The sequence below is a fragment of the Psychrobacter sp. CX21 genome, assembly GCF_057396255.1.
This window is the reverse complement of the sequence record NZ_JBXYJG010000030.1, coordinates 1-14538: the sequence shown is the minus strand read 5'-3', so window position 1 is coordinate 14538 and position 14538 is coordinate 1. Positions and strand designations below refer to the sequence as shown.

The following is a 14538-nucleotide window of genomic DNA, read 5'->3' as shown; positions in this document are numbered from 1 at the left end:
TCACCTCCTTATAAACGGCATTCGGTCAGCAAGAATTCACAACAAGTTGTTCTTTAGTTTTAGCAAGCTCTTCAGGGTCTGTAGCTCAGCTGGTTAGAGCACCGTGTTGATAACGCGGGGGTCATAAGTTCAAGTCTTATCAGACCCACCATATGAGATCTTGGAAAGTACAAGGCTTCTAGAAATTTCCCTTTAAGGAAATTTCTCTTGCGAAGCTAAAAAAGCGGTGCTTTTTTTACACGCTTCTCAGGGGCCATAGCTCAGTTGGTAGAGCGCCTGCCTTGCACGCAGGAGGTCAACGGTTCGACTCCGTTTGGCTCCACCACTTATTAGAGCATCGATAGATAAACCAGAACTAAGCGATCAGTAAAGCGATTCCTTACTTCTGTTTTATACAGAAACAACATGACACTCTGATGAAGAGGTCATTATTATTTAAAAACATAGATATGAGTTGTAATATCCGGTTAGCAGGTGAATCATCACTGAGCCATCTGCTAGCCTTTAATCACCCTCTTTAACGTCAATAGCTAGTATAGTATTGCTGTTATCCCAAGGGGTTGGTTATAAACGTAATAAAGTAATAAGAGAACTGAATCAAGCGTAAATTATCAAGGTGATATCGTTATAATTGCTGACAAAGACCCTTTGGGGTTGTATGGTCAAGTAATTAAGCGCACATGGTGGATGCCTTGGCAGTCAGAGGCGAAGAAAGACGTGACAGCCTGCGATAAGCTTCGGGGAGGCGGCAATATCCTGTGATCCGGAGATTTCTGAATGGGGAAACCCACTTAGCGTAAGCTAGGTATACCAGTTTACTGGTAGGCGAACGAGGGGAAGTGAAACATCTCAGTACCCTTAGGAAAAGACATCAAAAGAGATTCCCCTAGTAGCGGCGAGCGAACGGGGAGGAGCCGACGGATTTTAGAATAGACGAACAGAGTGGGAAATCTGACCATAGTGGGTGATAGTCCCGTAGTCGAAATTCTAGATGAAGCATATTAAGTAGTGCGGGACACGAGAAATCCTGTATGAAGATGGGGGGACCATCCTCCAAGGCTAAATACTCCTGACTGACCGATAGTGAACCAGTACCGTGAGGGAAAGGCGAAAAGAACCCCTGTGAGGGGAGTGAAATAGAACCTGAAACCGTGTGCGTACAAGCAGTGGGAGCCTCCTTGTGGGGTGACCGCGTACCTTTTGTATAATGGGTCAGCGACTTATATTCTGTAGCGAGGTTAACCAATTAGGGGAGCCGTAGGGAAACCGAGTCTTAATAGGGCGTTTAGTTGCGGGGTATAGACCCGAAACCGAGTGATCTATCCATGAGCAGGTTGAAAGTGCCGTAACAGGCACCGGAGGACCGAACCCACTGTCGTTGAAAAGCCAGGGGATGACTTGTGGATAGGGGTGAAAGGCTAATCAAACTCGGTGATAGCTGGTTCTCCCCGAAAGCTATTTAGGTAGCGCCTCGGACGAACACCATTGGGGGTAGAGCACTGTTTCGGCTAGGGGGTCATACCGACTTACCAAACCGATGCAAACTCCGAATACCGATGAGTGATATCCGGGAGACACACGGTGGGTGCTAACGTCCATCGTGGAGAGGGAAACAACCCAGACCGCCAGCTAAGGCCCCAAATTCCTAGTTAAGTGGGAAACGAAGTGGGAAGGCATAGACAGCTAGGAGGTTGGCTTAGAAGCAGCCATCCTTTAAAGAAAGCGTAATAGCTCACTAGTCGAGTCGGCCCGCGCGGAAGATGTAACGGGGCTCAAACTAGGAGCCGAAGCTGCGGATTTGAAAATTGTTTCAAGTGGTAGGGGAGCGTTGTGTAAGCCTGAGAAGGTGTGTTGTAAGGCATGCTGGAGGTATCACAAGAGCGAATGCTGACGTGAGTAACGATAATGGGTGTGAAAAGCATCCACGCCGGAAGATCAAGGGTTCCAGTCCAACGTTAATCGGGGCTGGGTGAGTCGACCCCTAAGGCGAGGCCGAAAGGCGTAGTCGATGGGAAATCGGTTAATATTCCGATACTTGTTTATGATGTGATGGAGGGACGGAGAAGGTTATACCGGCCTGGCGATGGTTGTCCAGGTGAAAGGATGTAGGCAGATGGCTTAGGTAAATCCGGGCTATTAATGCTGAGATCTGATAGCAAGCTGTACTTGTACAGCGAAGCGGTCTATACCATGCTTCCAGGAAAAGCTTCTAAACTTAGTCATAAACGAATCGTACCCTAAACCGACACAGGTGATCAGGTAGAGAATACCAAGGCGCTTGAGAGAACTCTGCTGAAGGAACTAGGCAAAATGGTACCGTAACTTCGGGAGAAGGTACGCTGCTGATGGTGAAGGGCTTGCCCCGTAAGCTATTAGCAGTCGCAGATACCAGGCTGCTGCAACTGTTTATTAAAAACACAGCACTCTGCAAACACGAAAGTGGACGTATAGGGTGTGATGCCTGCCCGGTGCTGGAAGGTTAATTGATGGGGTAAGCCGTAAGGCGAAGCTCTTGATCGAAGCCCCAGTAAACGGCGGCCGTAACTATAACGGTCCTAAGGTAGCGAAATTCCTTGTCGGGTAAGTTCCGACCTGCACGAATGGCATAATGATGGCAGCGCTGTCTCCAGCAGAGACTCAGTGAAATCGAAATCGCAGTGAAGATGCTGTGTACCCGCGGCTAGACGGAAAGACCCCGTGAACCTTTACTACAGCTTTACATTGAACTTTGACCTGACTTGTGCAGGATAGGTGGGAGGCTTTGAAGCAGATACGCCAGTATTTGTGGAGCCAACCTTGAAATACCACCCTGGTCATGTTGAGGTTCTAACTCAGGTATAACAATACCGAGGACAATGTATGGTGGGTAGTTTGACTGGGGCGGTCTCCTCCTAAAGAGTAACGGAGGAGTACGAAGGTGCGCTCAGAACGGTCGGAAATCGTTCAAAGAGTATAAAGGCAAAAGCGCGCTTAACTGCGAGACCCACAAGTCGAGCAGGTACGAAAGTAGGTCTTAGTGATCCGGTGGTTCTGTATGGAAGGGCCATCGCTCAACGGATAAAAGGTACTCTGGGGATAACAGGCTGATACCGCCCAAGAGTTCATATCGACGGCGGTGTTTGGCACCTCGATGTCGGCTCATCTCATCCTAGGGCTGAAGCAGGTCCTAAGGGTATGGCTGTTCGCCATTTAAAGAGGTACGCGAGCTGGGTTTAGAACGTCGTGAGACAGTTCGGTCCCTATCTACCGTGGGCGTTGGAAATTTGAGAGGATCTGCTCCTAGTACGAGAGGACCAGAGTGGACGAACCGCTGGTGTTCGGGTTGTCATGCCAATGGCATTGCCCGGTAGCTACGTTCGGATTGGATAACCGCTGAAAGCATCTAAGCGGGAAGCCAACCTCAAGATTAGATTTCCCTTAAGAGTCGTTGTAGACTACAACGTTGATAGGCAGGGTGTGGAAGCGCAGTGATGTGTGTAGCTAACCTGTACTAATTGCTCGATCGGCTTGACCATACAACACCCAAGTGGTTTTAAAGTTGTATATCAGCCAATTATTTCGATATCACCTGATAATTATTTATATATTTGATTATTTATATCACTTATATAAGTGACTTGATTCAGGTTCAATACAATAACTCATATCTATACCCCCTTTGCTGACGACAATAGCACGATGGAACCACCTGATCCCTTCTCGAACTCAGAAGTGAAACATCGTAGCGCCAATGGTAGTGTGGGTCCGCCCATGTGAGAGTAGGTCATCGTCAGCTCCCTATTCCTTAAAAACCCCCTGTACGCATGTGCAGGGGGCTTTTGTTTGTATCAAATATTATTTAAATTTAACTACTGAACGAATTTAACTTCGCGATTTTGAAGAGGTTGTACAGGTCTATAGTTACCATCATAAAGTTTCTTCATCATTCTTATTTCATTTTGCGATACAGCAATAGGTTGTGAAGCTACAAACCATTTGACCTTTTCAGAGCAAGGCGGGGTAGTTAATGAACCTTCATAGCTAAAATATGAGGCATCATTTGGCAATAGAGATGATACTTGAAAACCCTGTTGCAAATATAATGTGTTTTTATCAGTGGCTGCGGCACTATTTATTAATAGTTGACCTAAAGTAGTTTCAACAGGAGAACTAGGGTTTAGCATAACGCCTAATACTGCTAACTCACCTTTTGAATTGGCATGCACAAAATGTAATTCACCTGGGTAGTTTAATCCAGATATTTGATGTTCGCTTGGGGTATGAAAGTGGAACTGTTTTAGCGTATATTTTTCATTATCAATTACAGTAACATTCAAATTATTTTGTGGTGTATATACAACTGTATGCCCATTATTCAAAATTTCAATGTTTGATGGTACAAACCTAGACATAGGCGCTGTCATTTCAGATTTCTTGGCAGTTGTAATATTGATAGGTGATTGTTCAACACCTGCTTTACATAGCTCATTACCGTGTATATCACCCCAATAATCTGGTGCTGTACTACCTGTATAAGACCAGGCAGGATGAGCATCGTTCGTCATTGAAGTGGTATGATTTGGGGTATGTTGAATTGTACTTGTACAAGCACCGATCATAGTGATTGTTGCTAATCCTAAAGCAGCTTTTACAAATGTATTTTTGATCATAGATTTGTCTCCATTTAAATTTATTAAGTTATTATTGTTAGTGTCGAACCTTTCTCATTCACTCAAACTTGTTTAAGCAAACGCTTCTATATATTACGCATTAAAATTATAGTTTAAAACCCTAATATTTAAATTTGTTTAATGCAAGTCGATGACTGTCGTCAATTAAGTTAGATTTTATCAACAGAAATACAATGCTGCTTTTTAAACGATAAAAGTAAATTTAATTCTACTAAATACAAGTAATGTGCAAAAGAGGTGGTACTAACACCATAATTAGAGGCGGTTATTATACATTGGTTACGACTATAACCAATCCAGTTGTTTGACTCGAGTGTTAGATGTTTTGTAGGCTTTATAAAGTAATAAGAATTGGTTTGATTAAAATTTATTAAGTTATTAGATGAAGCAGAGGGTTCTTTAACTTGTGAAAGGGTAGTTAATTGTTCAGATATATACATCATATCTCCTTTGTAAAATGAGTGATCTTTAAGGCTTGTTTGAGCCATCACTTTGTTTAAATATATATAGTGACAGCTCACAACGAATTATTCTTTAAATTAAATATAAGTTAGGCAATCTTGTACCAATCAATTTTACGAGTCATGATCATTACACTTGCTAGTATAACGAAGCAGAATACTGCACCCAGTAAGAGATTTAAGTCTTTGGTCGTCAATATGCCGTAGAATGCTGCATACAGACCTCCAAGTATGGCAGTAAATAGTAAGGCACGTTTTGCGCTACCTAATAGATAATAAGAATACCAACCTATTAAACCCACACATGCAGATGCAGCAGCAGTATATGCCATCCAAAAAGCGATTTGCTCAGCTAAAGGTAGGAGTAACACATAAAAAGTGACGAGTGCGCTTCCGACTAGTAAGTATTGAATGGGATGAATTCGACTAGATTTGATGACTTCAAATAAGAAGAAAGTGCCAAAAGATACCAATATCAATAGTAATGCATACTTCATAGTACGTTCAGTTTGCAAATACACGTCGTTTGGCTCTGCGAAATTAACGCTAAACCCGCTCAAGTTAATGAGTTTGCCATCATTTTGATTAGCTGCACTTGCTTCATCCGTGTAGCGTAAATCCTCTTTATATTTGATTGAGCTTAGCGGTGCGTCAACATTTATATAACAGCTATTAATGCTCAGCTCTTCAAAACAAGCCGATAAATGTTGATTGTTGGCTATAGTTAAATATTGATTTTGCCAGTTTGCTGTAAAGCCGTTATTCGAAATCTTTTTTGTATTAGGCAAAGCTTGTCCGATAAAATTAGGGGAATGCCAGTTACTCACGACAGCAAGTTCGAAGTTTTCTCCCGTAGGTATGGTATTTAATGTACTAATACCCGCTAAAGGCAATTCAATCGAAACTTTAAAGGTCGGATTAATATTACTGTCCCTGTTGGCTAAACGGCCCGATTCCAGAGGCGTTTGTAATGAGGTAGTATTAGTAGCATCAGTATCAGTATCAGTATCAGTATATGTATTCATTATGGCATCAGGAATAATGCTTAAATTACCGTTTTTAATCTTGTTTGTTATCGTTGAGGGTAGGGCCACTTCGACATAGTTAAGATTGTTTAATAAGTTGGACTGTGGGTAGGTCGCTTTTATTTTAGTATCGTCAATTGTCACTGTTGGTAATGTCGCTACACCGCGCAAATCTGACACCGGTATGATTAATTTGGCTTGATTCCAATGAATGGCTTTACTTTTAGAGGTTGAATCTTGTGGAGAGGGTAGCAAAGATGCTTTATTTGAAGTGTTTGAATCTAATGCCCTTGGAGTATTTTGGCCATAAGATTGGTTGAACTTTAAATCGCCTGTATAGCTGATGGCGTTATATATACCCCGCTTATAGGTATCTGTACTAACCTCTAGATGTTGTTTAGCGGTAGTTTGAGAGGCAAATAAAGTCACGATACTGGTATAAGGAGACTGGCATTTGTAGGTAGGGGTAGTCTCGACATTACTAGTATTTTGTGCTGCGTTGATTATGGGGCCTGGGTTATTCGTATTACATAATGGCGTTATGGTAATTGGTACTGCAATAAAAGGATTGATTACTTGTTGGGGGTTAACATGTTGTTCGGCTATTTCGGTTATAACACTTTCTGAATAGTTCTGTCTTTCTAATATCAATGATCGGATCATGGTCAATCCGACCGCAAAGATAAGACACAATCCTGCGATAATCGATAATTTGATAAATAGTGTTTTTTGCATTGTACATTCCTCTTGCTGATTTAATTCTGACTAATTTATTAATGCTTTTAAACATGTTAAATCAGTTAAGAGGAAGAGATATGTGCTAACAATGAAAAGATAGTGAAGATTGTATAAACGAATGAATAATAAATAAGTAAGACAATCTGATAAGATTCGCAATTAAGGCGACTCAGAAGTACAGGGTATTTTTAGATAAAATGTATCAAATCAGAGTTTTCGAACACGCTTTAATTGACGATTTTGTACCCAAATGAGCAGTATGTAGGTAATGAGACCAAGCGCAACCAGATGGTATAAATAATAACTGACTTGACTTAATGACGCTCCCATCTGATTGAGTTGTACCGATGCATTCATACCTGAGGTGGATGGAAACAGCCAGCGTATATACTGCAAAGGTTCTGGAAGCTGACTAACTGGCCAAGGATAACCGCTCAAAAAGAACATAGGCAAGGAGCTAAATATCAAAATTTGCATGCTACGTTCACGCTGTTTGAACCACATACCAAATAAGCTGCCAGCAGTAGCAACAGTTACGGTATATATACCCATAAATAATAAACTACCTAGCATATTGTGACCTCGAGGATAGTTTTGTATTGAAAACACCCAGCCATAATAAAAGCAGCCCATTATGAACGTACACATACTAAGGGCTAGTATGCGCCCAAGCCATCCCGTCGCACTGGCATTTTGGCGTCTTTTTTCGTACCAAGTACCAATTAATAAAGCCGTACCGATTAATAGCGTTTGCTGCAATATTAAAATGGCTACTGCTGGAACAACGTACGCCCCATAACCTTCTGAACGATTAAAAAGGCGGTCGATACGCAGAGGTACAGCTTGGGTACTATTTTTAGCAATATCAATGTAGGCGCCTTGTGCCACATCTCTTTTTATTTCTACACCTGCAGAAACGGTTCCTACCGCTGCGGTGAATCCAGTTTGTAACTGTTTATTCAATAGAAAATAACTGTTATTTCCTATTATAGATACATAGGTCGGTTTGTTCGATAGGACATCTTTTTCAAGATTATTAGGAATGATTAAGTAGCCTGCGATATCATTATGATACATCGCATTAACCGCCGCTTGCTGAGTGCTATATGTCCGTATTGATAAATTTGGACTGGCATCACTATACCTAATGATAGTTTGGGAAAGCTCACTACGATCTTGGTCAACAATTCCAGCAGGTATCTCATTGACCACTTCGCCACGATAAGGCCAGGGATAAAAAAATCCATACAGTAGAGGAGCTATGATGAGCATCAAGAGCACCCCTTTATCTGAAAAGATCATTTTAAGCGTGCCTAAAAAGCCCTCTAAAAAGGTTTTATGATAAATATAAGTTTTATCACGTGTATGAGATTCGGGTCTATTTTTTGGTATAAACATTAGCGCGCTCCCCATTTTTCTGGGTTTTTAAATGCACGAACACTAAGCGCCGCAGTAATAATGAGTAGTACTATCACAGCAACAACTAGTCCAATAACAGTTGGTATAGAAATCTCAATCGGTGCTAGCATTTGTAGCTGTGCAATATGTACCTTTAAATAATGTGTCAAAGGAAGAATATTTGCCCAAAGTCGCGCCCCATCACTCATTGCTAATAGTGGAAAAGTGACACCCGCAAAAGCAAACGCGGGAGCAGACACAAAAGCAGTACTTGACAACCCCATTCGTAAGGAGTAAGACGTTAAGCTAAAAATAGCACCCATCCACAGTGATATCATTACCAATGCAACATAGGCGATGAATACTGTCAAAATTGATAACCAATCTGCTGGATGCACCCATACGGCTAGGGAGATGGCTAATGCGCCCCATAGCATATAAAATAGTAGCGTCCATATAAGCTTACCATTAAGACCTACCACCAATGCTAAAATCGACACCTTGTTAGGCATACGCGGTTTGGCGCTTTTATTAAAATTTATTTCATATCGATATAAGGGAGACATCAAACTAAACCTATTGAAACCAATTGGGGTAAACGTTTGAGTTATAAGGCTTTGATAGTCTATGGGCAACTGCCAGCTATCGTGTAGGCTTGAGTGCAAGTAAGCTAGTTTTTTATCAGGGGGTATATGTTTTAGCGTTTGAAAGTCTGGATAGGGCATCTCTGGATATACCATATTGTGATACCAAAGTGAGAAGGTTTTGTCCCTAATCTCACGCCCAATTGTCGTTGCGCCAATAATCATGGCCAATATGTGGAGCAGGGCAGGAATAACTGTAGACGCTAAAAACTGCTGGTAGTTGGCGCCAATATTAAATAAACTGACACGCTCAACAGCAATAGGCGAATAATCAATAAATGCCTGATCGGGATAGCTGCCTCGCTTTATCTTTTGCTTAATTTCAACACCCGCTGATAATGTTCCGACAACGGTTTGCATCCCTTTTTGAATAATTCCAGAATGCGTACCGTATTGGGCATTTACTTTTAGGATAATAGGCGCTGGAGCTGAATTATTTATTTGATCTGCGAAGTCCTCTGGAATAATAACGACGCCATATATTTGTTGATCTAAGATGGCTTTTTGCGCTTCTTTTGCACTGGCATAGAAACCTTCAACCTTGATATCTGGACTTGCATCTATAAAACGCGTTAACGTTCTTGAGTAGCTGCTATTACTATTATCAACGACGCCAAGCGGTAAATTCACAATATATGGGTTTGAAAAAGTCCACCACACACTCAGTATGGTAAGCAGTGGTAGCCAAAACATAATGACATAGTCCCACGAATTATGAAGGAGGAACCGACCTTCATAACCTGCGCTGCGCTTAAAAACAGACAGCAGTGATGAGCGTTTGGCATCTTTATTGCCAAAGACAAACTTTGGAGTATCACTCTTAGACTGCGACATAATCTAGCCTATTTATAGCAATCTTAGTTAACTTTATTTGGATTCTCATTCTTAATATTTAGCTCAACCACCACGCTCATCCCTGAACGCACTTTTGGATCAGGTTTGATAGGGCGCGCTTTAACCTCAAAAGTTCTCACATCAAAGTTATCTTCGGTATTTGTAGCTCGCCATGTCGCAAAATCTGACATTGCCGCTGTATTAAATACTTTAAACCGCATTTCATAAGTGTCATCTGCAGTGGACAATGCAGGTAATTTACCAATGAACTCCGTACCGATACTAAACTGACCTAAGTTATTTTCGGTAACATTTAAGACAGCCCATTGATCTTTAGGTTCAACAAGCGTCATTATGGGTACACCTTGACCAATCACCTCACCTGGGTTGATGATTACGTCATCAACAATACCAGATACCGGGCTCTTTAGATTGGCTTCATTTTGCGCCGCTTGTGCTTCTTGCAGCTTACCTTCAACTTGCGCCAATTGCGCCTCTACTACTTGTATGTCCTCAGAGCGGTTGCCTTCTGTTGCCAGCTCAAATTGCAGTCTAGCGGCCGCCGCTTTATCATTACTGGCAAGATATTGCGTATAAGCTTCATCACGCTTTTGTCGTGACATAAGCCCTTCTTGATATAGGCGTTCAATACGTCTATACGTACTTTCAGCCAATTCTGCCGCCGCTTTATTGGCTTGATAATTGGCTTTGGCTTGACCGACTTCTTGAGGGCGAGCACCATTTTTAGCTTTATCAAGTTGACTTTGTGCTGCTTTACGTCCTGCTAAAGCTTGCTGAATTTTGGCGTTGATCTCTGGTGAGTCCATTTCAATCAACTGCTGACCTTGTTCGACGTAATCACCCTCAGTGACGTATATTTTTGAGATGCGTCCTGGAACTTTGGCTGCTATGTAGGTTGACTGCATCTCCATTTGACCTTGTATTGTACTTGGCTTCTCAGCGCTCGCTTTACTTTTCATCAAACCATAAACAATCGCCCCTAATACCATAAGGACGACGACAGTAATCACGATGTTTCTGATAGTGATTGAGTTGGGCTTTTTGGAGGATGTCATGAATTTATCCTAACGATAAAGTTTTAAATAAGATTTATAAAGTTTTAAATATGATTTATAAAGTATGCTGAATAGCCGCTATTAGACAACTTTTGTAAGCTACTAATTTTTATATAACGTTATAGTGTCTATCAATCTGTTTATAGACTCACTTACTTAAGTGCAATGAGCTTAACGTATTGTACTAAACGAAAGCGCGCTAATAATTTTAAAATACGCTGGCAAGTTTGATGTCTGCCGACGCTTGATATTCGTGAAACATTTCTGGAGAGCCTATACTTTCACTTAATGCTGCTAATGCTTGAACATAATCGTAAGCAGCCGCAGTTTGCTCGGTGCGTGCTTTGAAGAATTTTGTCTGTGCGGTAGTCACATCTAGTGTGGTGTTTACCCCTTCTTGTAGACCGAGCCGTCTTAGACGCAGCAACTCTTTTGCTAAGCGCACATTGCTCTCTAAAGATTGGTAACGAATACGTGCGTTTTCTACAGACTGCCAGTTTTTTTCTACCAATAATAATATATTGTCACTAACCTCAATTTTACTCAACAACGCTTGACGCATTGAGGCTTCACCCGATGCCAATTGCGCTTCTTTATTAAGCCCGCCCCATAGCTTCCAACTTGCCGAAACTCCCGCAATCCAGCTTGGGTCACTTTTAAGCTGATGGTAACCAAATACAGAAATCGTAGGCTTATAGCCTGTGTCTGATAGGCTGCGTAATGACTGCGCTTGCAAGTACTTTGCATCTACCTTTTTAAGACCTGGATGATTAGCAAGTGCCAATTCCTGAAAATGTTTTAAAGACGGTAGAGGCTTTGATGAGACAAATAAAGGAGTAGTCGGTTTGACTGGTTTTTGAGTTCGTAACAAACGTTGTAAAGCGGTTAATGCCAATTGGGCATCGTTACGCGCTTTAATAGACTCACTTTGGGCGTCAGCTAATGAAGTTTGAGCTTCCAAAAGCTCTACGCGTGCAACGAACCCTTCTTCGTACAACCGCTGTACCATATGATTGGTTTGTTCAACGGTGTCCAAAGCATCATCTCGAAGATATGACACAATTAAGGCTAATTGCGCTTTAAAATACCGTTCAATCAACGTAGTTTGCAATGAGTCATTATCGAGTAGAGCATCCGCTTCACTTTCATCAGTACGGGCATCTGCTAACGAGGTTATCGCTTCGGTACGTCCCGCAGTATAAACAGGCCATAACATAGCGACGCCTGCACCTATTGTGCTAGATTCTTGTTTTAATTCATAATTATCTGGAATCGCGCTATCAACTATTAAAGGTAAGTCAATATTAGACAGTGCTGGGCCGTTACCTAAAGCACCACTTTGCGCCAATTGCGTTAAGTCAGTAGCGACCTTGGACTTAAAGTCTGTTAAGTTTACGTCTGTATCCACCCTATAGCGAGTAGCGCCGGCACGCAAAAATACCAAAGGTTTGTTCAAGTCTTTTGTGGCATCTGATCTTAGCTCACTGGCAGCAATCGCCGCATTATTACTCGCAAGCTTGGGAGACACTTGTAACAAAGTATGCCGTGCTTCTTGCAAACTAATTCGTTCTGGAACATCAACGACATACGTATTATCAATCAAAACACCTGTGATTGGATCGACAATTTTATTTAAAGGAAAAGTTTGATAAGTGCCGGCTTCAAGATTGTCCGCAACTTCGTTAACTGTCGGTATGTTATTGGTCAAATTTGAATTTGCAAAGTACGTATTCGCACCCATCGTCTCTATAGATGCGTCAGTTGGATATGGGTTTGTTATATAAGCATCTACGCTGTAAGTGTCTTCGGTAGAGTTATTCGTTGTTAAAGCTTGAGCTTGTGACGCTATGATTGATACGCTGAGTGTCATTAGCGCTTTGCTTAAACCCACTTTGGTAGGTAGGGGATATACTAGGGAATGGTCGCGTTTAATACGGTTTTTTCCAATACAGTGTTGCTGAGTAGATTCAGAACTATCAAAAGGTTTGGAAGCTTTCATAACAGGTAATAAATAACGTTGAAAATGACATCTACTTTTTATTAAAGACAAAGCTTTATAAGGTAAGATCAGCGGAGGAAAGGTTTTTATATAAGTCAAAGGTTTAAAAGATGGCTGGTCTTTTAAATATAGTAAGGATAAATAAGGCTTTCTTATTAAAGAATTATCTCCATAAGCGTTATGATTAAGTGTATTGTTACTATTCATCTTAGATAATGACATATAGGCGACTGATTAATTGAGGAAAAAGACGTTTTATATTATACATTCGTAGCATAAATAAAGATAAGCTTTAATTATATGCATCAGCTTTTTAATCTGGTCGAAAAAATAGGGGAGTTAGATAGAGCATCATAATTAAAGATAAAGACACTTTAAGGTTTGATAATTGAGACTTTCCCAAACTTTGTGTAACTGCTTATAATCCATAGTAAAGGAGAATAAGCAATGACAAAACAAACAGAACTAAAAAAACTAGCCGAACAAATGGCCAAACACGTTGGCAGCTTTGAAGACATCAAAGCATTTCAAAAAGAGCTCATGCAGTCATTTATTGACACTGCATTAGAAGCCGAGATGGAAGAGCATCTAGGCTATCCTAAGCATGAAAAGGCGGATACCCCAAACAAGCGCAACGGTCACACCAAAAAGACAGTGCGCAGTGACACAGGTGAGATTGAAGTATCTACACCCAGAGACCGTGAAGGAAGCTTTGATCCTGTATTGGTTGCAAAGCATCAAACTCGTATCACTGGGCTCGATGATAAAATCATCATGTTTTACGCCAAAGGCCAGACAACCACTGAGATTGTTGAGAGTATCAAAGATATCTATGACGTTGATATCTCAACCAGTCTCGTATCAAGGGTTACTGACAACATCATAGATGACATCACAGCATGGCAGAATCGTCCACTAAGTAGCTTATATCCTATCGTATATTTAGACTGCATTGTCGTTAAAGTACGTCAAGACAAGCAAATCATTAATAAAGCCATCTATCTGGCCTTAGGCGTCAATCTTGAGGGCAAAAAGGAGCTACTGGGTATGTGGCTATCGGAGAATGAAGGCGCTAAGTTCTGGCTAGGTATTCTCACTGAACTACAAAACCGTGGGGTTCAAGATATTCTTATTGCCTGTGTGGATGGTTTAAAAGGCTTTAGCGAGGCAATTAATACGGTATATCCAAACACACAGGTTCAGCTATGTATTGTGCATATGGTACGTTACTCTATGAAGTTTGTACCATGGAAAGATAGAAAAAAAGTAGCGGCTGGTTTAAAGGCGGTTTATGGTGCTGATACGCTTGAGCTGGCAGAGGCTAGCCTTGAGCAGTTTAATGAGATCTGGGGCGATAAATACCCGCATGTGGTTACCTCTTGGCGCAATAATTGGGAGGGCTTAACCGTGTTCTTTGATTACCCGAAAGACATTAGAAAAGCCATTTATACGACCAATGCTATCGAGTCATTAAATAGCGTGATTCGTACCGCTGTGAATAAGCGTAAGATATTCCCATCTGATCAAGCGGCGTTAAAGGTTGTTTATCTAGCGACTCAGCAGGCGTCTAAAAAGTGGTCGATGCCCATCCGTAACTGGACGTCTGCTCTTAATCGATTTATGATTATGTTCGATGAGCGTGTTAGTAAGCATTTAATCTAAATTGCAGTTACACAGAATTCAGGATGGGCTC

Annotated in this window: 7 protein-coding genes, 2 tRNA genes and 2 rRNA genes; 5 read left to right on the top strand and 6 right to left on the bottom strand. The window is 41.4% G+C overall.

Features of this window, described 5'->3' with window-relative positions; genetic code table 11:
* The first annotated feature begins 74 nt into the window (after positions 1-74).
* The 4 genes from AC2SLP_RS11555 to rrf all read left to right on the top strand — a co-directional run bounded on the left by AC2SLP_RS11555 (position 75) and on the right by rrf (position 3775).
* Positions 75-151, top strand: a tRNA-Ile gene (locus AC2SLP_RS11555).
* A 98-nt stretch (positions 152-249) separates the two neighbouring features.
* Positions 250-325, top strand: a tRNA-Ala gene (locus tag AC2SLP_RS11550).
* Positions 326-660: 335 nt separating this feature from the next.
* Positions 661-3515: ribosomal RNA gene (locus tag AC2SLP_RS11545) — 23S ribosomal RNA — on the top strand.
* 145 nt (positions 3516-3660) lie between these two features.
* Positions 3661-3775 (top strand): 5S ribosomal RNA (rrf, locus tag AC2SLP_RS11540).
* 73 nt (positions 3776-3848) lie between these two features.
* Here the strand turns inward: rrf and AC2SLP_RS11535 are convergent.
* The 6 genes from AC2SLP_RS11535 to AC2SLP_RS11510 all read right to left on the bottom strand — a co-directional run bounded on the left by AC2SLP_RS11535 (position 3849) and on the right by AC2SLP_RS11510 (position 12845).
* Positions 3849-4649: a carbonic anhydrase gene (locus tag AC2SLP_RS11535; protein WP_486536798.1), complete on the bottom strand. Its 801-nt coding sequence runs from the start codon at positions 4647-4649 to the stop codon at positions 3849-3851.
* Positions 4650-5220: 571 nt separating this feature from the next.
* On the bottom strand, positions 5221-6891 hold the full coding sequence (gene creD, locus AC2SLP_RS11530; protein ID WP_486536797.1) for a cell envelope integrity protein CreD: 1671 nt from the start codon (positions 6889-6891) through the stop codon (positions 5221-5223).
* Between the two features lie 210 nt (positions 6892-7101).
* Positions 7102-8292 carry an ABC transporter permease gene (locus AC2SLP_RS11525; RefSeq protein ID WP_486536796.1) on the bottom strand — a complete coding sequence of 397 codons (1191 nt, stop codon included), beginning with the start codon at positions 8290-8292 and terminating at the stop codon, positions 7102-7104.
* The gene (locus AC2SLP_RS11520; RefSeq protein ID WP_486536795.1) at positions 8292-9770 is read right to left on the bottom strand and encodes an ABC transporter permease; all 1479 of its coding nucleotides are present in this window, start codon (positions 9768-9770) and stop codon (positions 8292-8294) included. Before AC2SLP_RS11520 ends, AC2SLP_RS11525 begins: the two co-directional genes overlap by 1 nt.
* 23 nt (positions 9771-9793) lie before the next feature.
* On the bottom strand, positions 9794-10846 hold the full coding sequence (locus tag AC2SLP_RS11515) for an HlyD family secretion protein (protein WP_486536794.1): 1053 nt from the start codon (positions 10844-10846) through the stop codon (positions 9794-9796).
* Between the two features lie 208 nt (positions 10847-11054).
* The gene (locus AC2SLP_RS11510) at positions 11055-12845 is read right to left on the bottom strand and encodes a TolC family protein (protein WP_486536793.1); all 1791 of its coding nucleotides are present in this window, start codon (positions 12843-12845) and stop codon (positions 11055-11057) included.
* A gap of 447 nt (positions 12846-13292) precedes the next feature.
* Here AC2SLP_RS11510 and AC2SLP_RS11505 point away from each other — a divergent pair, with 447 nt between their 5' ends.
* Positions 13293-14507: an IS256 family transposase gene (locus tag AC2SLP_RS11505; protein ID WP_486535535.1), complete on the top strand. Its 1215-nt coding sequence runs from the start codon at positions 13293-13295 to the stop codon at positions 14505-14507.
* Positions 14508-14538 lie beyond the last annotated feature (31 nt).

Coding starts and splice junctions, on each gene's coding strand:
- AC2SLP_RS11535 (WP_486536798.1), bottom strand. CDS start 4,649: ATGATCAAAAATACATTTGTAAAAGCTGCTTTAGGATTAGCAACAATC.
- creD (WP_486536797.1), bottom strand. CDS start 6,891: ATGCAAAAAACACTATTTATCAAATTATCGATTATCGCAGGATTGTGT.
- AC2SLP_RS11525 (WP_486536796.1), bottom strand. CDS start 8,292: ATGTTTATACCAAAAAATAGACCCGAATCTCATACACGTGATAAAACT.
- AC2SLP_RS11520 (WP_486536795.1), bottom strand. CDS start 9,770: ATGTCGCAGTCTAAGAGTGATACTCCAAAGTTTGTCTTTGGCAATAAA.
- AC2SLP_RS11515 (WP_486536794.1), bottom strand. CDS start 10,846: ATGACATCCTCCAAAAAGCCCAACTCAATCACTATCAGAAACATCGTG.
- AC2SLP_RS11510 (WP_486536793.1), bottom strand. CDS start 12,845: ATGAAAGCTTCCAAACCTTTTGATAGTTCTGAATCTACTCAGCAACAC.
- AC2SLP_RS11505 (WP_486535535.1), top strand. CDS start 13,293: ATGACAAAACAAACAGAACTAAAAAAACTAGCCGAACAAATGGCCAAA.